Below are 19,717 nucleotides of genomic sequence, written 5' to 3'. Positions count from 1 at the left end.
AAAAGAAAAATGTTAATAATAGCTTTTTCCAGGGATCAATAAATCGTCTTTCTGACTGGTACATACCGCATAGCTGAAGCCTTTTTGGATCGCATAAGCTCCGTATTCCCCCTTTTTATTCAGGGCAAGGAAACCCACCTGAATGCCTTTTGCAATTTCCGGTTTCTTCTTAATGATCCTCATTACCGCTTCTTTACAGGCATCCTCAGGAGCATAACCTTGTCTCATCAATTCTACGACTAAGAAGCTGCCTACATTACGGATCACCTCTTCGCCTACTCCTGTAGAGGTGGCGCCGCCAACTTCATTGTCTACATATAAGCCTGCTCCGATGATCGGGCTATCGCCCACACGTCCATGAAGTTTATAAGCCATTCCGCTGGTGGTACAGGCCCCAGAGATGTTTCCTTTGGCATCAATGGCCAACATACCTATGGTATCATGGTTGTATTGGTTTCCTGGTAATTTAGTAGGAGCAGCCTTATCGTACAATTTATTCTCGATGTTCATCACCGGCGCATATTTGGCTGTTTTCAACCATTCCTTCCATGCTTTTTCACTTTCTTTAGTGAGCAGGTTTTCTTTTTTAAAGCCGTTTTCTAATGCAAACTGAAGTGCACCATCACCAACAAGCATCACATGCGGCGTTTTCTCCATCACGAGTCTTGCCACAGATATCGGGTGCATAATGTGTTCTAAACCTGCTACCGCACCGCAATTGCCTAAATCATCCATGATACAGGCATCCAGGGTTACATGACCATCTCTGTCCGGTAAGCCGCCATATCCTACCGACTGATTTTTAGGGTCAGCCTCGGGAACATGAACACCTTTCTCCACCGCGTCCAAAGCCCGGCCTCCAGTGGAAAGCACTTTCCATGCCGCCTGATTGGCTGCAATACCGAAATCCCAGGTCGAGATCACAATCGGTTTTACGGGTTCCTGGGAAGAAGGAGCAGGGATCATCGCTGCCGCACTTGTTCTGTCGATGGCCAATAACGAAGCGGAAAGCGCAGATGCTTTTATAAATTTTCTACGGTTAAACATGGTTTGGTTTGGTATAGTTTGTTTGGTTAAATGATACTAAAATTGTCGGCATCCTTTAAGAAAGGAAAGCTTTGACGGGTTTTTACAAGTTCTTCATAACCGATGCTGAAGGTATATAAATCTTCATCTTCAGGTTTGTAATAAACGGTTTTACCCATAGGATCGATACATTGGGATTGACCACTATGGTACACTTCTTTGCCATCATGGCCTACGCGGTTAGCGGCGATCACATAACTTTGGTTTTCGATTGCACGGGCAGGAATCAATGCATTCCAATGTATGGCGCGTTTATCCGGCCAGCTGGCAACGAACAACAGGATGTCGTATTCTTCATTCTGGTTGCGCAACCAAACCGGGAAGCGAAGGTCATAGCAGATCGCAAGGCGGATTTTCCAGCCTTTTAATTCCACGATGACTCTGTCATTGCCAGGGGTATAGGTTTTATCTTCTTCCCCTAAACCAAAGAGGTGTCGTTTGTCGTAATGACTGTATCCGCCTTCCGGAAGCATCCAGATCATGCGGTTATAATAATGTCCGTTTTCTTTAATGATCAGACTTCCGGTAACCACACATTCGTATTTCTGTGCAATTTCGTTCATCCATTGCATGGTTTTTCCTCCCATCTCTTCAGCAAGTGCCTCCGCATTCATGCTAAATCCGGTATTGAACATCTCAGGAAGAATAATCAGATCTGTTTTTTCTTTAACACCCGAGGATAATCTCAAGGATAAGTTCTGAAGGTTCTTGTCAATATTTTCCCAAAATAGGTAGGCCTGAAATATGGTGATCTTCAGGTTTTTAATATTCAGGTAATCTGGACTTTCCATTATTCTAATTTAAGGGGATGTAAATTATAATTTAACTAGTCTTTCAACGGCTTTTTCCAAAGTTTCTTGCTTTTTAGCAAAACAAAAACGTAAAACATGATGGTCCGTATTCCGGATATAGAAGGCAGAAACGGGGATAGAAGCTACGCCATACTCTTTAATTAACCTTTCGGCCATGGCGACATCTTTTTCATCGCTGAGGTGCTCATAGCTAACGCATTGGAAATAAGAACCATTGCAAGGTAATAATTTAAACTTAGTTTCGGCAAGCAGGGAACGGAACAAATCGCGTTTTTGCTGGAAGAAAGCCGATAATCCAAGATAACTCTGCGGATCTTTCAGGTACTTTGCTACGCCCAGCTGCATTGGAGTATTCACACTGAATACATTAAACTGATGTACTTTTCTGAACTCTTTCATCAAGGCTTCAGGGGCAAGACAATAGCCTAATTTCCAGCCGGTAGTATGGAGTAACTTGCCGAAAGAGGCCACAATAAAGCTTCTTTCCCGAAGTTCAGGGTATAAAGCTACACTCTGGTGCTTTTTACCGTCAAAAATAATATGTTCATAAACCTCATCACTCAAAATCATGATGTCGGTGTTTTTGGTCAGTTTAATGAGCGCCTTAATGTCTTTTTCTGATAAAACACAGCCCGTTGGATTCTGAGGGCTATTTAAAATGATCATTTTGGTATTGGCAGAAAATAGCTTTTTGACCATTTCCCAATCGATCTCGTAATTTGGCGGGGCGAGTTGATAAGGCTTTACCAAACCACCAAGCATTTTGATCGTGGGTGCATAACAGTCGTATGCAGGCTCAAAGATGATCACTTCATCTCCGGCATTGATGTAAGCATTTAAAGCGGTAAATATCGCTTGTGTACCACCTGCGGTAACGGTAACTTCCGTTTCAGGATGGTAGTCTGCGCCATAAAGGCTGTTCATCTTTTCAGAAATCAACTCCCTTAGGACCGGAAGGCCAGTCATCGGGGCATATTGATTAAATCCTTGTTTCATTGCATCCGCTACATATTCAATTAGTTTAGGATCGCAATCGTAATCAGGAAATCCCTGGGAAAGATTAATTGCTTTGTGTTCTTCGGCTAATTTGGACATGACCGAAAAGATATTCGTGCCTGTTCCAGGTAGTTTTGATTGAGTAGATATCATGTGACAACGAAAATAGAAATAATATTTATCCTCTTATATCAGATTTATTTAATAATTTCATCCTGCTATGACTTTTAAAACAAAAGAAAGCAGGTTGCTGCTCGTTTTAGGCTCTTTTTTTGTCGCCAATGCCATTCTCTCAGAATTTATCGGAGTAAAAATATTTACGGTCGAGGGAACGCTTGGCATCAAGCAGTTTGACATCAATTTATTGGGCGTACCCAACCTTTCCTTTAACATGTCTGCAGGCGTATTGACCTGGCCACTGATCTTCATCATGACAGACATCATCAATGAATATTTTGGAGTCCGGCAGGTACGATTCCTGTCGATCTTAACCGCAGTACTGATCGCGTATGCTTTTTTTATTGTAGGTGCGGCGATGAAACTGACGCCATCAGACTTTTGGGTAAACCAGAATATTCAGGGACATCAACTCAATATGAATGCTGCTTTTGCGGGGATATTCGGACAGGGGATGTGGATCATTGTAGGTTCTATCATTGCTTTCCTGATCGGACAGATTGCCGATGTACTTATCTTTCATAAGATAAAAAAGGTGACAGGAGATAAAGCATTATGGCTGCGGGCAACGGGTTCAACTGTAGTTTCCCAATGTATTGATAGTTTTGTGGTGATCTTTATTGCTTTTTACCTGAATCCTCAATACCATTGGAGCTGGCAAATGGTGGCTGCCATCGGGTTGGTCAATTATACCTATAAGTTCATTGTGGCCATTCTGATGACCCCGATATTGTACCTTGTTCATGGCATTATTGACGGTTATCTTGGAAAAGACCTGGCACAGCGCATGATCAAAATGGCAGGTAGGTAATCCCGTTATAGCTTGATCCTTTTATCAAACACAAAAGATTCAGATTTTAACAGTTTGATGAACTTAAAATCCGGATGTTGCGGGTTGATCAGGTAATTGTATTCTGCAGGAATGATAGAAGAGGGGACTTTTAAGATGGCTGATTTGCCTTGCTTTGTCCAGTTTTCACCAATTTCCTGTGTGAGTGGCATATTTTCAAATTCAACCCAGTTTGCGGGGAGCTTTTTGAGCTCAATTGTCTGAATCATGATGTCATCAGGAATTTCAATGGTCATCACCTGGAAGGAGTTGTTAAGTCCGATCTGGTTTCTATGCACCACATTTTCCAGGCAGGCCAGAGAGCGTGATCCTGCACTGTAAATCACTTCTACTTCATTCGGATTCCAGCGTGCTGCTCTTCCTGAGGCCATTAAAGAACCGGCATATTTTGTGAGGGCGATACGAAATACCTGCATATTATGCTAAATCACCGTATTCAATGCGGATTAATTCTTCTTCGATCAGGGAAATCCCGGTAATGGTATCCATCAGTTCAAAAGGGATCTGATTGCCTAAGCCATATGAAGGGGTATTCAACCAGAGGTGAAAGGCTTTTGCGGTTCCAAAGATTTCGATTCCTTTTTCGAAAAGAGAGAAAGATTTGAGGAGTTTTTCACTTAAGGAAGCATCCAGCTTGGAAGCATTGGACACATAATTCTCTATTGTTTTTACATTTGTTTTAAAAGTATCCTGAAACTCCTCCCTGGTAAAGCCGGAAAGACTCAGAAAGTCTAATGCAGCCTTTGCCGATAAGCCGTTTTTTGCACTGGTGAGTACACTGATGGAATTGGTATACAAAGATTGATAAGGTGCAATGAGCGCAGCCTCAGCAACGACAGATACTTTAGCTTTAGTTTTATAGGGTTTTGGAGTGCTTGCCATAATACTTCTTTTTTGCTATTTCAAATGTAGGAATATTTTCTGTGATTTTTAGAATATTTTCCAAACAAAGACGCATTCCTGACAATCCTGGCTTTGAGGGGCATGGAATGCGACTTTGAAGCGGGAAGGAGGACCTAAGAAATTTTCTTTACTTCCAGTATTTTAAACTCCTGAATGCCATCGGGCATCTCCCAGTTGATGATGTCTCCCGTTCTGTATCCGAATAGCGCAATGCTGATCGGCGCAAAAACAGATACTTTCTGTAATTTAATGTTCGCTTCTTCGGGCATCACAATTCTAAATGTAAATTCTTTACCGGTTTTCGTGTTGGCGATTCTGGCTTCAGATTTCAGACAGACCACGTCGGCAGGAAGTTCCTGATCGGCATAAATGGTGGCTTCTTTAATTTCCTGTCTCAGTTTTTCCTTGTTATAAGGACTCATGTTGGATTTGTCCAAATGTTCTTTTAACAGTTTTAAATCGCTTTTTGATAGTGACAATGATTTTGTTTCCATGTTTTAAATGTCTTGATATAAAAAAATATTTAATTGCTTTGAAAAATGAAGGGCAACGCAATGGGATTATCGCGTAAAAGATCAATTTTTGTGAACAGGAACCTGCAAAATCGAAGGAATCCTGATGCTTAAAATATTAAATAGCAGTATTGATCAGAAGAAGAAGGCCCCTGAATCGAAGGTATAAAAGAAATGATTCGGGGCTTAATTAATAAAGTCTTTACTCGTTATCTGGTAAGTAAAGCCAAAGGGATAGTTCTCCCTGAAAAACCTTTTGAAAAGGGCATATACCTGCAGCTGACTTTTATTATAAGTCATCAATGTTGCTTTATATAGACCGGTTTTCTGTTTCATTTTTGCTAATCTCGGTAGCTTTTTTACAAATTCAAAGTAAAAAGCGTTTTATTTTAAATCATTACCTTAGTCAGACTATCCTGTTTTAATATGATGAGAACATTCCTTTTAGCCCTGTTGGGCTTCCTGATTTTTAAACCTGTCTCCGGCTTCGCACAGGGCTTTACCAATAACGAAAAATCAATTATCCTCTCGGGGGATACCGCAACGATGCTGAGGGTCACCCAGATCACCGAAGCCGAAGAGTTGAAAGTATTGACAACTGCTTCTACTGATATTAATCCAAAAGATCCTTTAATTAAGGTGCTGGCACAGCGCATGTACCTCGCCATGCGGGATGTCACCCGCCCGGGAATAGGAATTGCAGGACCCCAGGTAGGCATCAACCGCAACATCATCTGGGTAAAGCGATATGATAAGGAAGGAGAGCCTTTTGAACTGTACCTGAATCCAAAGATCACCTGGAAATCGGAATTGTTGAGAAAGGGAACGGAAGGATGTTTATCCATCCCGGATGCCATAGGAGAGGTGGTCCGCCATCATGCCATTAAACTGAATTATTTCGACCGACAGGGCAAAGCAAAGGAGGAAATTATTGAGGGTTTTACAGCGGTGATCTTCCAGCATGAAACGGATCACCTGAACGGAATCCTGTTCACTGAAAGGTTGAAAGAACAAGAAACAAAGGCCTATAATTCCCTTGTCGGACGCCTTAATTTTATGCAGGAGAAGCTGTACCTGCGCCCCTGAGAAGCGTCTCAGAGGCTTCTACGAAGGTTAAATGAAGCCGAAAAATCAATGAAATGACAGAGATTTAGCAGAAAAAGCGCAATAGAAGCTAAGTTATGTACGTTTATTTCCAAAATAATATATATTTGGCTATAAATTAAATAATCAAAACATGGAAAAATTTTCAAAAGTTAAAGAATTACTAGCTTCTGTTGAGGCTGATGCAGAGAAGTTTTATAATGCAGGAAACAGTGCAGCAGGAACAAGAGTACGTAAAGCTATGCAGGATTTAAAAGTTCTTGCACAGGAAATCCGTACTGAAGTAACAGAAAAAAAGAACAGCGATAAATAATATCGATTCATTCGAACATCAGTAGCCATCACGTATGGCTACTGATGCTTATTCCCATATCCTATATCCCCCATTTTTCCTCCAAGCCATGTCTTATACAGCCGCCCCAAACAGATATTCTCAAATGCAATACCGCAGGTGCGGAAAAAGCGGATTAAAGTTGCCCGCAATCTCCTTAGGTTTATGGCATAATTTCGGACATGTAGATCAGCTGGAGAATTGTAGCAATATCTTAAAACTGGCATTTGACAATGGAATCACTCATTTCGACCTTGCCAATAACTATGGCCCGCCTCCGGGATCCGCTGAAGAAAACTTTGGCAGGTTATTGAAAAGAGATTTTGAAGGGTATAGGGATGAAATGATCATTTCTTCCAAAGCCGGATATACCATGTGGGACGGACCTTATGGCGATTGGGGCTCCAAAAAGTACCTGGTTTCCAGCCTGGATCAAAGCCTGAAACGAATGGGACTGGATTATGTAGATATCTTTTATCACCATCGTCCGGATCCGGAAACTCCACTGGAAGAAACCATGGCCGCATTGGACCTGATCGTACGTCAGGGAAAAGCATTATATGTAGGAATCTCCAATTACCAGGCGGAAGAAGCTGCAAAGGCGATTCAGATCCTGCAAGATCTTGGTACCCCATGCTTAATCCATCAACCTAAATATTCCATGTATGAACGCTGGATTGAAGGCGGATTACTGGACTTATTGGGCAATACAGGAGTGGGGTGTATTCCTTTTTCTCCACTTGCTCAGGGAATGCTGACCGATAAATACCTGAAAGAGATCCCTTCAGACTCCAGAGCCGCTAAATCACATGGCGCATTGCAGCAGGATCAGATTACTCCCGAAAGAATCAGACAACTCAATGAGCTAAATGCAATTGCAGCAGGACGAGGTCAGAAATTGGCACATATGGCCCTTTCCTGGATTCTGAGAGATGAACGTGTCACTTCTGTATTGGTCGGCGCAAGTAAGCCTGAACAGCTGGCAGATTCTCTAAAATGTCTGAATAACATTGTCTTTACTGCGGAGGAACTTCAAAAAATCGACCAGATCTTAGCTTCATAGCCAAAAAATCAAGGGCATAAAAAAGGCAAAGAATAAATTCCCTGCCTTTTCATTTTCTTTAGTTTTTATAGCGTAACGCTTGTCGCGGGGCTAATTTCTGCGAACAAGTCTGCCACAAAATGGTCAATCTGAGCTTTGCTTACGCCTGGCATACAGATGATATGGCTGTTGCCATCTTCTGTTGCAATTTGCCATTTTTGTCGCAGCTCAATCGAAGGGGCAGGAAATACGACGGTTAAAGCCGAAGGGTTTGTCCATGCAGGAATTCCGATATCGTTGAGACTTTTTACCGTATAAGCTGCGGTTTCCAGGCATTCCAATGCCCTTTGTTTCAATCCTTCTTTCCCTAATTTCTTCAATGCATACCACATGAAAACCGGACTATGCCCATTTCTGCTGCCGGTAATCGTTGTATCAACTGTACCGATATAAGGGATAGCTTTGCCAATTCTGTCTTTATAATTCTTTTTTACCAGCACCAATCCGCAGGGAATTGGGGAGCCGATAAATTTATGTCCACTGATGGCCATACTGTCTGTTCCGTGGTTAAAGTCAAAACCAGGTTTCAGGTCCAACAATGCACTGTAAGTTCCTGCAAGCGCAGCATCACAATGGATATAGTGATTTTTGATCGCCTGTCTGCGCAGGATCTGCTGAATTTGCTGTAAATCGTCTTTCGCTTCCATCATCGTTGTCCCGATGTTCGCTAAAATGATCACTGGTTGATCACGGTGCATCTGAACCATTTCATTGAGGTCTTCATAATCCATTTCCCCGTTCTTCTGAGTTCTGATGACGATGCTGCGCAAATTGAGCAACTGGATGTTCTTCTGAACGCTATAATGAGTCGCTTCTGAATAATATACAATGCCATTAGGATATAACTCTCTGGCTACGTACAGGCCGTATAAATTCCCTTCAGAACCACCATTGGTCACATATCCCCACCAGTTTTTAGCGGGTGCATTGAACAGTTCGGCAAAAAATTCAAGCACTTCCAATTCCAGCGAACGGGAATTCAGATCGTAGGTCGATTCCACCCATGGATCACCTACATTATTTAATGGTAATTTTAAAAGGGGGTAAAGTTCTGAATAATCGAAATCCTGTGCGATAGGATAGCCAATAAAATATTTTGAACGTTCCTCGGCTAACTGCATATAGGTGCTTAAACGCTCGTTATCCTTGGTGTTTAATTGAGTTTTCATGGTTGTGTGCTGGTATTTAATTCTTCAAAATTAGATAAGTACCATATATTTTCCTTTGATTAAATGATATTCAATAAAAAATCCTGTATATGGATTGCTCAACAGTAAAAAGCCTCATATTTGTATTCCGCTGAATCCCATTTCAGTAAAATACAATGATTTATAAATTAGATAAACTCGATACCCGGATTCTGAATATCCTGCAGAAAGATGCTTCACTGAGCACAAAAGACATCGCAGAGCAGATCGGGTTGAGTGTTTCCCCAACCCACGAACGCATCAAAAGGTTGAAATCAGAAGGATATATAGAAAAATATGTGGCCTTGGTGAACCGGGAAAAGCTGGGTAAACACCTATTGGTCTTGTGTACGGTAACGCTAAAAGAGCAATCCATTGAAACGCTGAAAAACTTTGAAGAATCGGTTACCCAGTTTAAAGAGGTCCTGGAGGTCTTGTGTATTGCCGGCGGACAGGATTATCTGTTGAAGATCGTGGTGGATGATGTGGATGATTACCATACCTTTGTGGTCACTCATTTGTCGTCCTTATCAAATATTTCCACCTTAAGCAGTAGTTTTGTCTTAAAAGAAATCAAAAGAGAAACGGCATTCCACCTTAATTTTTATCTTTAGGCATGGAATCTACACAAACTTTGCCCGTATTAAACGCTGAAGAGCTTCGTGTTCTTGGCGTATTGATGGAGAAATCAAAAACGACACCGGAGTATTATCCAATGACGATCAATGGAATTACTGCGGCCTGTAATCAAAAAACTTCCCGGAAACCGGTCGTTCAGTACGATGAGCAAACGGTCGTATTGACGCTGGATGTGCTCAAGAGAAAAGGACTGATCTCTACTGCTACCGGTGGATCAAGCCGTAGCATTAAATACAAACATAATTTTGCGATCGTTTTTCCAGTTACCCCGCAAGAGGTGGCGATTCTTTGTTTGCTGATGCTCAGAGGCCCTCAAACTCCAGGTGAACTGAATACCAATTCCGGACGCTTATATGAATTTGAGTCTTTGGAGGAAGTACAATCAGTATTGGAGCGTCTTTCTGATGCAGAACAACCTTATATCCTGCAATTGCCAAGAAGAGCCGGACAAAAAGAGGCGAGGTATACGCACTTGCTTGCCGGGACCCCGGATCTTAATCAGGAGGAGCAGGAGGAAGAACATTACAGTAGACCTGCAAGTGACATTGAAAACCGGTTGGCAAAAGTAGAACAGGAGCTGGCTGAGATGAAAGAAGCTTTTGATAAGCTGATGAAAGAACTGATGGGTTAATACTTATCCAAAGAAAAATGCAAATGAAATTACCCTTACTATTGGCCATTGGCCTGTTCTCTTTCAGTACAGGCATGGCGCAGGTACCCAGGCAAATCAATGAACAGGATTTGGCCCGGATGAAGCTGAAAGTCCATAAAGCAGCAGATGAGCAGCTGAAAAAGTGGCTTGAAAAACCTGAAAAGGACAACTATGAGGATAAAGATTTCCTGGAGTTTAAAACAGATACGACCAAGATTGAGCAGTTCATGAAGCAGCGGCTTGCCATTGATTATTCTACTGCAGGAATGGTAGAGGCAGCTTATGATGCAGAAAAGGAATATGATCTTCTACTGAACAAGTATTATCAGCAGGTGCTCAAAACGCTGGAAGCTAAAGATAAACCCTTACTCGTAGAAGTACAAAAAAACTGGTTGAAATACAGAGACTCCGAAAGAAAAATGAATGTACTCCTGACTGACGACAAATACTCCGGGGGTGGGACCATGCAAAGGATCATATTGGCTTCCGCCTATCTTGAGCTCACTAAAAAACGTGTTTTAGAACTGCGGGACTATCTGAGTCGGATTTAAACGCTTTTAGCTAAAACCATAGCAAGAGGATGGATGTTATATAAATTGATAACATCCATCTTAAATTTCTGAGATCTGCGATTTTATTTAAACATTAAAAATTGAGATATGTCAAAGAAAGTTGCAGAGCAATTGGTCGATATGCTGATTCAATCAGGCATTAAGCGTATTTATGCCGTAACAGGCGATAGTTTGAATGAGTTAAATGATGCCGTAAGGCGAAATCCTGATATCCAGTGGATTCATGTGAGGCATGAAGAAGCTGGTGCTTATGCTGCAGCAGCGGAAGCAGAACTTCATGGTCTGGCCTGCTGTGCAGGCAGTAGTGGTCCAGGGCATGTTCATTTGATCAATGGCCTTTATGACGCACACCGTGCGGGTGCTCCGGTGCTGGCCATTGCTTCTACCTGCGCGACCGCAGAATTTGGCTCCGGTTATTTCCAGGAAACCAATATCACCAAACTTTTTGACGATTGCAGTCATTATAACCAGATTGCGACCACACCGGCTCAGTTGCCAAGGATGGCGCAAGCAGCATTGCAACATGCTTTTCATCATAAAGGAGTGGCTGTATTGGGGCTGCCAGGCGATGTGAGCAGTATGGAGGCAGTCGAGAATATGTCGGCAGACAGAACCTATTTTTCAAAAGCAGTGATACGCCCGGCGGATGAGGAATTACTGGCGCTTTCCAAACTCATCAACAGCCATAAAAAGATTGCCATCTTTTGTGGGATTGGTGCGGCAGAAGCACATGATGAAGTCGTTAAACTGGCAGGAATGCTGAAAGCACCGGTAGGATATTCTTTCCGTGGCAAAATGAGCATTCAATACGATAATCCTTATGAAGTAGGAATGACAGGCTTACTGGGCTTGCCTTCCGCTTACCATAGCATGCATGAAAGTGACCTTATCATTCTCTTAGGTACTGATTTCCCTTATGTTCCTTTTATTCCTCAGGACAAGGTCCTGGTTCAGATTGATACCAAGCCTGAACGTTTGGGCAGACGTGCAAAACTGGAAATGGGGCTCCATGGTGATATAAAAGCAAGTTTAGCAGCTTTAATTCCTTTACTGGACCCCAATGAAGACGATAGTTTTCTGAATGCACAGTTGAAAGTTTATGAAAAGGTAAAAGAGCACCTGAGTACTTATGTGGAGGATAAAGGTAAAGTAGATGCCATTCATCCGGAAGCGGTTGCTTTTGAACTGAATAAGCTCGCTACAGCGGATGCCATCTTTACTGTAGATACGGGAATGTGTTGTGTATGGGGTTCCAGATATATTGATGCTACAGGTAAGCGTTCCATGTTGGGTTCCTTTAACCATGGTTCCATGGCGAATGCGATGCCTCATGCCATCGGTGCTGCACTTTCCAGTCCGGACAGACAGGTGGTGGCGCTTTGTGGTGATGGCGGGATCTCGATGCTGCTCGGTGACCTCGCAACAATTAAGCAATACAACCTGCCAATTAAGCTGATTGTATTTAACAACCGCTCTTTGGGTATGGTGAAACTGGAAATGGAAGTGGCAGGATTACCTGATGCGGAAACGGATATGGTAAATCCGGATTTTGCATTGGTTGCAGAGGCGATGGGGATCAAAGGAATTACGATCAGTGATCCTGATCACCTGGAATTATTATTAAAAGAAGCTTTTTTACACAATGGACCGGTATTGGTCAATGTCATGACCGATCCCAACGCATTGGCGATGCCTCCAAAAATAGAATTTAAAATGATGAAAGGAATGGCGCTGTCCATGACTAAACTCATGTTGGGAGGGAAGTTTGATGAGGTGCTGGATACCGTGAAATCCAATTATAAACACCTGAAAAGTATCATTGATTAAAGATATCTAGATATCAATGATAAGGCCGGGAAGCGTTAGCTTGCCGGCCTTATCAGGTAAATACAAAAAGCTTTTAATTAATTGTTGACCATTTTCAGTGCGCCTTCGCTATAGCGTGCACCTGTATTCGGATATTGTTCAATCACTTTTTGAATTGCTTGTAAATCGGATGGGGAAAGATTTAGGTCTACCGCACCTGCATTGTCTTCCAGGTATTTTCTTTTTTTAGTGCCCGGGATAGGAATGATCTGATCGTCCTGCGCCAATACCCAGGCAATGGCCAGTTGAGCAGGGGTAGCGTTTTTATCTTTGGCCAGTTCGGCGAAATCATTGGATAAAGATTTATTGTTTTCCAGGTTCTCCCCGCTGTAACGTGGTAAAGTTCTGCGGAAATCACTCTCATGCAGACCGCTGATGTCTGTGGTATTGATCACTAGTCCTCTGGCCAATGGAGAATAAGGGACAAGAGAAATACCCAGCTCGTTTACGGTATTCATGATTTCGCCTTCCACATCTCTGGTCAATAAGGAATATTCGCTTTGTAAAGCGGCAATAGGATGGATGGCATGTGCTTTCCGGATAGAAGCTGGTGAAGCTTCACTTAATCCAAGGTAGCGTACTTTTCCTTCTTTTACCAATTCTGCCATGGCGCCCACTGTATCTTCAATAGGCACATTTGGATCTACACGGTGGGCATAATACAAGTCGATGGTGTCGATATTTAAGCGTCTGAGGCTATTTTCTACGGCAATTTTGATCCATTTCGGAGAGCCGTCAAAATAAGTGCCGTTCACATTACTTGCCCCTGCATTTTCGTCTTTAAAACGGAAACCAAATTTGGTGGCAATAAACACTTTATCCCGGTTTGGAACCAGCACTTTTGAAATCAGCTCTTCATTCAGTCCATTGCCATACATATCGGCAGTATCCCAGAAGTTAATCCCTAAGTCTAATGATTTATGTAAGGTTGCAATGCTTTCTGTGTCATCTGTCGGACCATAAGCGAAGCTCATGCCCATACATCCCAATCCAATGGCAGATAGTTTTTCTGTTGTTGTTCCTAGATTTCTATATTTCATATCGTTGTTGTTTTATAAATCAAAAGTACCTGGATATGGGCTTGTGCTGTTTATAGGATTCAAACAGATGATTATAATAATCAAACAGTCATACTTCGTGCATCCCCGGGAGTGACACCGGTTTGTTTTTTGAAAAACTGATTGAAATAAGCGGGATATTCGAAGCCAAGGCTGTAGGCAACTTCAGCGATATTCCAATCCGTATGCTGTAAGAGTGCCCTCGCTTCTTTGGTAATCCGTTCTGAGATCAATGCGGTAGTGGTTTTTCCGGTCACTTCCTTTACCGAGCGGTTCAGGTGGTTGGCATGTACGGATAAGCTTTGTGCATAATCGTTGGCTGTTTTTAACCGCAATGCCTCCTCCGGACTGTCAATAGGAAATTGTCTTTCCAGAAGCTCCATAAAAAGACTGGTAATCCGGCTCGGTGCATTGGCATGTTTTTCAAAGCTTCCTGCCGGCTGCATTTTCATCGCTTCATGGATGATCAGATGAAGGTAGTTACGCAACAAATCGTACTTATGGGTATATTCAGATTCCATTTCCAGCACCATTTTCCTGAAAATAGCAGAGAGTTCTTCCTGTTGTACCTCATTGATGAAAAAAACCGGATTGCCACCAATCCTGAACAAAGGGGAATCCTGAAGGCCGTCTTTGCGTTCATTTGCATTTACAAAGGCTTCCGTAAACAGGCAAAACCAACCTTCTTGTTTTTCCGAAGAGGGCTCCCAGGAATAGGGGACCACCGGATTGGAGAACAACAATGCAGGGCGGTCAATGGCAATCCATTTATCGGCATAATGAAGGATTCCTTCGCCGAGAATCAGGGAAACTTTATAAAAATCACGACGGCTATATGGTGTCTGGACCCTGCAAAGGTTCCGGGTATAGACATTAAAATGACCTGCTCCGGCATTGTTTAACCGAAGACCGGAGGCGTTGGCTTGTGGAACACGTTTATAAAATTCTTCAATAGTTTCCGTCTGGTTCATTTTATAAAGTTATAAAATTCAAACAAGATGTTTGCTATGAAAAATCATAATCCGGAGATTACTCCTGCACAATCCCGACCCTCAATGCTTTCAATCCGCTTAATCCCTGGACGTCCTCCAGGTTCAGTTCTTCCAGTTCCGGATGAAAGACCCCGGTTTCCTGCAGGTATTGTATAAATGGAAGGTAATCTTCGATGTCTTTCTTACTAAAATAGATGATCGCCAGCTTATCCGGTTGTGTTAAGCGCTCTCCGGTTTCACTAACCAATACTTTGTCAATTCGTTTTTTGATCATTTGATACCTGATGTTATAGGCCCCCTCTACATCAAATTTACGCTCGTCCGAACGGAAACTGATGTCGATCGTCTGGTTATGTACAAAGATCAGTTGTGTCGTATGAAGCTTCTTTGGCATGCCCGGCAGGAGGGAGTGGGTCAGTTTTGCAATAGCTGCCATAGAAGAGAGCTGCCAGAGCCGTAGGTTTTTAAGGTGAAAATGGTTAAAAGGCCTTTTCGGAGCGATAGATTGACCAATATAAATGTCGTATTCTACACCATCTGTTCTGAATTTTTCAAAATAGCAGGGATAAGATTGTTGTAGTCTTTCTCTTTCAGCCTCAAAATAATTGTTCACGGCATTGTTGATCATCTGCATGGATACTTCCAGGGCATACCTGTTTTTATGGACCTCCCCATCTGTCTTCCCGGAACGATCCAGGTAATGCTGAACCACTTTATGTGTTTTTGCATCCTGTTGGGCAAGATGATTCAGATAATCGATCATATCTGTTTTAAGGAAGTTATTCAGGTTGTTTTCTTCTGTTGTATTCCAGTGTTCCTCATTCAATGCAGACTGCCATTTTTTGCAGTTAAAAATCATCTCTTCCATCAGGGAAGAGTTATGACTCAGCGTTAAGGACTGTAAGGTTTCAGAAAGAAGGTTCAGGTGGTATTCCAGATCAGCCTTGCTGGCAACATTTCTTTCTACCGTTGAATTTCTAATGTCTATAGCTCCATACAGCGGATAAACTGCATTGAAATAAATAGACTCTGTTCGTTCAGGAAGGTGTTTCTTTTTATTATGGAGGTAATGCCAGGCCACTTCATTGAACTTCCACTGTACGGAAGGCTGAATGGAAGTGAACTTTTCTTTAATGATATTTTCTATTTCAAGGTTGAACTCGTCAATATACATTTGCAGCAACTGGGCAATCGGCGGCATGGCTGGTTCCAGACGGGCCAGGGCCGATTCATTAAAAAATTCGCCATCATAGGTATGTACAGCCAATACACCAACAAGGGTTTGGTTGTAAAATAGGGGAATCAGTGCCAGCGACCTGATGCCTAATTCAATAAAGCTGGCCAGAAAAGGAAACTGTTTCAGGTCCTCCTTGGTAATATCCGGAGAGAAAAAGGAATTCGGATTGGCGATATAAGAGGAAGCCAATTGTTGAAATGCGTCGGGAGAAAGCCTTTTTTCGCCCCATACGGAAAATAGAATCCCGGTGCCACCTTTTTCATAACCGTATACCGGCTTGTCATTAACCCTGACAAATGGAAAGAAATCAAACTCGATCCGATTATTTTGCAGCAGACTTTTTAAGGATTGCATCACGACCTGATAACCTTTATCTTCTTCACCAGGAATACGGTTTAACCGCATTTTGTTGATATTCTCCACGGCCATTTGTGCAGTTACATCTTTTACGGTAAGAACAGAAATCCCCCGGAACTGAAAAATATCAAGGGGAAGGATGTTTTCCAGCATTTCATATCCCATGCCTTGGCCAAGGTGTTCATGAACTTCCCTGAAATCTAATTTTGGCAGCTCGCCTTTTACGGTCACCTCTATAAAGTCCGTATTGACCATGACATGATAATAACTCAGTAAACCCGTTTCATGATTAATTCCTGAATGATACTTTTCTTTTGGCAGCGGAACATGAAAATCGTAAAGCCGGCCGAGGATGAAAGCATAGACATACCTCAGCCTTTCTTTATTAAAGTCTTCCGGAGTTCTGTTGTCAAGATATCCCTCCTTATCTTCCTGTTTATTCTTTAACAGCTCATATAGAGAGTCTGTTCCATAGAAATTAATAGGTTGCAGTGGGAAACACAGTCCCCACGCAATAAATTTTTGGTCATCCTGAACCGGGGAAAGGCAGGCGTACATGTATTCCAGCAGGAGCTCATACTCATATATGTTTTCCAGTGGAATGTCTTTCTCAGACCCCGCCTGATTTTCAAATGCCTTTAGTGCCTGTTGATAGTAAGACTTTCTCACCGTTTTCTCTTTGGCAATCCTTTTTCTGAGGTATTCCATAAAAGGCCTGAAAGAGAGTGCTGCATCAGCCTCTAAAAGTTGTACTTTATTTCCCGAAAGGTCCAGGGTGACTTTCTTCATGGCCCTAAGATACTATTTTTCGAGGATCACTTTTAAATCATCCAAGCCCTTTTGCAGGTCTTTGCCCAGCATATCTTCCATATTTACGCATAGCAACATCAGGTTCATGGGATACTTCATCGAGCCTTTAAAGCCCCACCTTACCTTAGTCTGAGTTTCAGAAACAGATTCAGTGATCATATACGCATCATCATTTGCTTCAAAAGGTTCTTTAAAGCGAAGCTTCATGTCGATTCTTTCTCCTTCGACAATTTTAGCGATTTCCTGTTCTCCTTTTCCAACTTCTTTATTGTTGCTGTCCCAGGAAGCGATAAAACCTACCGTTCCGTCAGTGCCTTTATACGCTTTCTTTGCCGCGGGGTCTCTCTTGATCCAGACACTGTAAAGGTCCTGGTTTTTCAAAAGTTTGATGTAGTCAAACACCTGGCTTTTAGGTTTGTTGATCGTAATTTCGCGTTCTACGGCATAATCTTTTTTAATAAATAAGGCAACAATCAGCAGAAGTACGACGATCAGTACAATTCCGCCTAAGATTACTTTTAAGATTTTCATTGTTTTTCTGGTTTAGTGGTGGTGAATATAAGTTGTTTGTCACCACTAAATTACATTGCTGTTTTCGAAAAACAATGAGTTCACCTCTGTTTTTTACCGGTCGCTGCGCTCGTCCATATTTAAGTCGGTATCAAAAGGACTTTTGGTAAAAGGATAAACAGATTGTTTGACAAAACCCTTAGGATATTGTGCCTCATGTACCCCTGTGCCGGCAGGCCACTTCTTTCCAGGCAGGTAATAAGTGCCAAACATCCAGTCGATAAAAGGAAAGATGGAAGCAAAATTATGGCCATAATACTTCGGGTCTTCGCAATGGTGCCAATGGTGGTATTGCGGAGTAGTGAAAATGTATTTCAAGGGACCAAAATTTACCCGTGTATTCGCATGGATCAGTACCGCATGTATAGCAATAAAAATGATGTATACGTTGAAAACAGTCGTAGAAAATCCAAGAACGTATAAAGGGATGAAGGTCATTGCTCTGGTAAAAAAGATATCCATAAAATGAGTCCTGCTCCCTGCCAGCCAATCCATACTTTTTGTCGAATGGTGGATGGAATGAAAGCGCCACAGGTACACACGGGTATGGAAAAAGCGATGTGCCCAATATTGAAAAAGATCGGTGGTAAAGAAAGCCAGAAATAAGGCCAGGATAAAGGGCAGATTCTGGATCCATAAGTGCAGTTGTTCCAATCCGATCCAGCCAAAGAATAAGACTGCAGGTTTTTGAGTCACAATGCCAAAGAACTGAATAAATAAATGACTGATGACGAAGTACATCAGGTCGGTTCTCCATTCCTCATGAAACTTGGTTTGCGATTTGTTTTTCGGAAAAAACAGCTCCAGGGGAATGAAAATTGCCGTCATCAGTAACAGGTCCAGAATCATCCAGTCCAGCCCGAAATGCCAGTTGGTTTTTTCTACGCTTCGTCCTTCAACGGTAAATGCGCCAAGTATAATGGCAACAGCCGCTATGGAAGTCCCTATTAATGCCCATTTGATTCGTTTACTTAAAATTAGGCTGAGGACTGCAAAAAAGAAAGACGTAATAATTCCCACGGTCATCATCATTTCTACCACCTCTTCGGTATAGATTTCACGAAATTCAGGAGTGGTCAGCTGTTCAGGGTATCGGAAACAGAAAATCCCCAGGAGGGCAAGAATGGATAAAAAGATGGAGATATACCCACTAATTTGGCCCTGGCCAACTTTCAAGCGCTTATTTGGTGACATAATATAACTATTCTATAAAAAAAATATTTTCCCGTAACGAATAAAGGGTAAATTCCGTTAGAAAACAAGCGCCCGTGGTTTTTTTATTGACGACAATTGTATCAACCATTCCTGATGTTCAAATAGCTGATGAGTGGTTAAAACCCTTAGATAATGGTCTCAAGTAGAAAAAGATTATTTTTAAACAGAAGTTAAACAGGTTAAATAATTTTAGAATAACTTGTAAGTCTGAAGGTTAATCGACAAATTTGAGTATACCTGCTTTAATTTAACTAAATACGCACTCGTTTTTATGAAAAATTTTCCTTTTATAACGTTATCAAATAGCCTGGTGTTGTTGCGGCTTTCTGTGGCCTTCATATTTCTTGCCCATGCCATCATTCGTGTGACCGGAGGAACGGTAGTCCGCTTTGGCGATTACTTAAACAACAAAGGTTTTGTTTACGGAACGCCATTAGTTTGGGGACTTACCGTTTATGAGGTAATCGGGGGATTTCTGCTTGCTTTCGGAATCTTTACCAAGTGGTTATCGGCAGGCTTTATTGGAATCATTGCCCTTGGCATTGTAATCATTCATCTCGAAAATGGCTGGTTTGTTGGAGAACATGGTGCAGGAGGTTGCGAATATAGCTTTCTGTTGATCATTGCATTGATCGTGATTGCCGCTGCGGATAAAAAGAAATAATACAAAAATCGGTAGTTTTGGAACA

Annotated in this window: 22 protein-coding genes; 9 read left to right on the top strand and 13 right to left on the bottom strand. The window is 42.0% G+C overall.

The genetic code is table 11. The features are described 5' to 3' along the window. Window positions 1-12: 12 nt before the first annotated feature. From AAFF35_RS17475 to AAFF35_RS17465, 3 genes are read right to left on the bottom strand one after another with little or no spacing between them, the layout of a single operon-like run. Window positions 13-1,047 (bottom strand): N(4)-(beta-N-acetylglucosaminyl)-L-asparaginase, encoded by a 1,035-nt coding sequence (locus AAFF35_RS17475; RefSeq protein ID WP_342327816.1) that lies wholly within the window; start codon window positions 1,045-1,047, stop codon window positions 13-15. Between the two features lie 26 nt (window positions 1,048-1,073). Further along, the gene (locus AAFF35_RS17470; RefSeq protein WP_342327815.1) at window positions 1,074-1,877 is read right to left on the bottom strand and encodes a nitrilase family protein; all 804 of its coding nucleotides are present in this window, start codon (window positions 1,875-1,877) and stop codon (window positions 1,074-1,076) included. A 24-nt stretch (window positions 1,878-1,901) separates the two neighbouring features. After that, the gene (locus AAFF35_RS17465) at window positions 1,902-3,047 is read right to left on the bottom strand and encodes a methionine aminotransferase (protein WP_342327814.1); all 1,146 of its coding nucleotides are present in this window, start codon (window positions 3,045-3,047) and stop codon (window positions 1,902-1,904) included. 67 nt (window positions 3,048-3,114) lie between these two features. Here AAFF35_RS17465 and AAFF35_RS17460 point away from each other — a divergent pair, with 67 nt between their 5' ends. Continuing rightward, on the top strand, window positions 3,115-3,882 hold the full coding sequence (locus tag AAFF35_RS17460; protein ID WP_124582465.1) for a queuosine precursor transporter: 768 nt from the start codon (window positions 3,115-3,117) through the stop codon (window positions 3,880-3,882). Between the two features lie 5 nt (window positions 3,883-3,887). Here the strand turns inward: AAFF35_RS17460 and AAFF35_RS17455 are convergent, their stop codons facing one another. The 4 genes from AAFF35_RS17455 to AAFF35_RS17440 form a co-directional block, all read right to left on the bottom strand. Then, on the bottom strand, window positions 3,888-4,337 hold the full coding sequence (locus tag AAFF35_RS17455; RefSeq protein ID WP_342327813.1) for an RES family NAD+ phosphorylase: 450 nt from the start codon (window positions 4,335-4,337) through the stop codon (window positions 3,888-3,890). A gap of 1 nt (window position 4,338) precedes the next feature. Then, on the bottom strand, window positions 4,339-4,803 hold the full coding sequence (locus AAFF35_RS17450; RefSeq protein WP_083361657.1) for an antitoxin Xre/MbcA/ParS toxin-binding domain-containing protein: 465 nt from the start codon (window positions 4,801-4,803) through the stop codon (window positions 4,339-4,341). Between the two features lie 134 nt (window positions 4,804-4,937). Beyond that, window positions 4,938-5,318: a GreA/GreB family elongation factor gene (locus tag AAFF35_RS17445; RefSeq protein ID WP_124582459.1), complete on the bottom strand. Its 381-nt coding sequence runs from the start codon at window positions 5,316-5,318 to the stop codon at window positions 4,938-4,940. A 204-nt stretch (window positions 5,319-5,522) separates the two neighbouring features. After that, window positions 5,523-5,672, bottom strand: coding sequence for a hypothetical protein (locus AAFF35_RS17440; protein WP_342327812.1), 150 nt, complete (start codon window positions 5,670-5,672; stop codon window positions 5,523-5,525). 90 nt (window positions 5,673-5,762) lie between these two features. On the opposite strand from AAFF35_RS17440, the gene def reads away from it, so the two are divergent. From def to mgrA, 3 genes are all read left to right on the top strand, one after another. After that, on the top strand, window positions 5,763-6,422 hold the full coding sequence (gene def, locus AAFF35_RS17435) for a peptide deformylase (RefSeq protein WP_342327811.1): 660 nt from the start codon (window positions 5,763-5,765) through the stop codon (window positions 6,420-6,422). Between the two features lie 151 nt (window positions 6,423-6,573). Next, window positions 6,574-6,753: a histone H1 gene (locus tag AAFF35_RS17430; protein ID WP_073228855.1), complete on the top strand. Its 180-nt coding sequence runs from the start codon at window positions 6,574-6,576 to the stop codon at window positions 6,751-6,753. A gap of 88 nt (window positions 6,754-6,841) precedes the next feature. Beyond that, complete coding sequence (mgrA, locus tag AAFF35_RS17425) at window positions 6,842-7,834, top strand: L-glyceraldehyde 3-phosphate reductase (RefSeq protein WP_342327810.1); 993 nt, start codon at window positions 6,842-6,844, stop codon at window positions 7,832-7,834. A gap of 65 nt (window positions 7,835-7,899) precedes the next feature. Here the strand turns inward: mgrA and AAFF35_RS17420 are convergent, their stop codons facing one another. After that, the gene (locus AAFF35_RS17420; protein ID WP_342327809.1) at window positions 7,900-9,042 is read right to left on the bottom strand and encodes a histidine decarboxylase; all 1,143 of its coding nucleotides are present in this window, start codon (window positions 9,040-9,042) and stop codon (window positions 7,900-7,902) included. 155 nt (window positions 9,043-9,197) lie between these two features. Here AAFF35_RS17420 and AAFF35_RS17415 point away from each other — a divergent pair, with 155 nt between their 5' ends. The 4 genes from AAFF35_RS17415 to AAFF35_RS17400 all read left to right on the top strand — a co-directional run bounded on the left by AAFF35_RS17415 (window position 9,198) and on the right by AAFF35_RS17400 (window position 12,750). Further along, window positions 9,198-9,674 (top strand): Lrp/AsnC family transcriptional regulator, encoded by a 477-nt coding sequence (locus AAFF35_RS17415; RefSeq protein ID WP_073228848.1) that lies wholly within the window; start codon window positions 9,198-9,200, stop codon window positions 9,672-9,674. A gap of 2 nt (window positions 9,675-9,676) precedes the next feature. Beyond that, the gene (locus tag AAFF35_RS17410; RefSeq protein WP_342327808.1) at window positions 9,677-10,330 is read left to right on the top strand and encodes a YceH family protein; all 654 of its coding nucleotides are present in this window, start codon (window positions 9,677-9,679) and stop codon (window positions 10,328-10,330) included. A gap of 23 nt (window positions 10,331-10,353) precedes the next feature. After that, a complete protein-coding gene (locus AAFF35_RS17405) occupies window positions 10,354-10,902 on the top strand; it encodes a lysozyme inhibitor LprI family protein (protein ID WP_342327807.1) in 549 nt (182 codons plus the stop codon). A 108-nt stretch (window positions 10,903-11,010) separates the two neighbouring features. After that, window positions 11,011-12,750, top strand: coding sequence for a thiamine pyrophosphate-dependent enzyme (locus AAFF35_RS17400; RefSeq protein WP_342327806.1), 1,740 nt, complete (start codon window positions 11,011-11,013; stop codon window positions 12,748-12,750). 77 nt (window positions 12,751-12,827) lie between these two features. Here the strand turns inward: AAFF35_RS17400 and AAFF35_RS17395 are convergent, their stop codons facing one another. The 5 genes from AAFF35_RS17395 to AAFF35_RS17375 form a co-directional block, all read right to left on the bottom strand. After that, complete coding sequence (locus tag AAFF35_RS17395; protein ID WP_342327805.1) at window positions 12,828-13,829, bottom strand: aldo/keto reductase; 1,002 nt, start codon at window positions 13,827-13,829, stop codon at window positions 12,828-12,830. Between the two features lie 80 nt (window positions 13,830-13,909). Further along, window positions 13,910-14,818 (bottom strand): helix-turn-helix transcriptional regulator, encoded by a 909-nt coding sequence (locus tag AAFF35_RS17390; RefSeq protein ID WP_342327804.1) that lies wholly within the window; start codon window positions 14,816-14,818, stop codon window positions 13,910-13,912. 58 nt (window positions 14,819-14,876) lie between these two features. Then, window positions 14,877-17,222 (bottom strand): GAF domain-containing protein, encoded by a 2,346-nt coding sequence (locus AAFF35_RS17385; protein ID WP_342327803.1) that lies wholly within the window; start codon window positions 17,220-17,222, stop codon window positions 14,877-14,879. A 12-nt stretch (window positions 17,223-17,234) separates the two neighbouring features. Beyond that, window positions 17,235-17,774 carry an SRPBCC family protein gene (locus tag AAFF35_RS17380; protein ID WP_342327802.1) on the bottom strand — a complete coding sequence of 180 codons (540 nt, stop codon included), beginning with the start codon at window positions 17,772-17,774 and terminating at the stop codon, window positions 17,235-17,237. A gap of 93 nt (window positions 17,775-17,867) precedes the next feature. After that, window positions 17,868-19,007: a sterol desaturase family protein gene (locus AAFF35_RS17375; RefSeq protein WP_342327801.1), complete on the bottom strand. Its 1,140-nt coding sequence runs from the start codon at window positions 19,005-19,007 to the stop codon at window positions 17,868-17,870. Between the two features lie 292 nt (window positions 19,008-19,299). On the opposite strand from AAFF35_RS17375, the gene AAFF35_RS17370 reads away from it, so the two are divergent. After that, complete coding sequence (locus tag AAFF35_RS17370; protein ID WP_342327800.1) at window positions 19,300-19,692, top strand: DoxX family protein; 393 nt, start codon at window positions 19,300-19,302, stop codon at window positions 19,690-19,692. The last annotated feature ends 25 nt before the right edge of the window (window positions 19,693-19,717 follow it).

Source organism: Pedobacter sp. FW305-3-2-15-E-R2A2, from assembly GCF_038446955.1.
In the GTDB taxonomy this organism is placed as follows: Bacteria; Bacteroidota; Bacteroidia; order Sphingobacteriales; family Sphingobacteriaceae; genus Pedobacter.
Note: the sequence above shows the minus strand (reverse complement) of the source record. Positions and strands in the feature narration are given on the sequence as shown.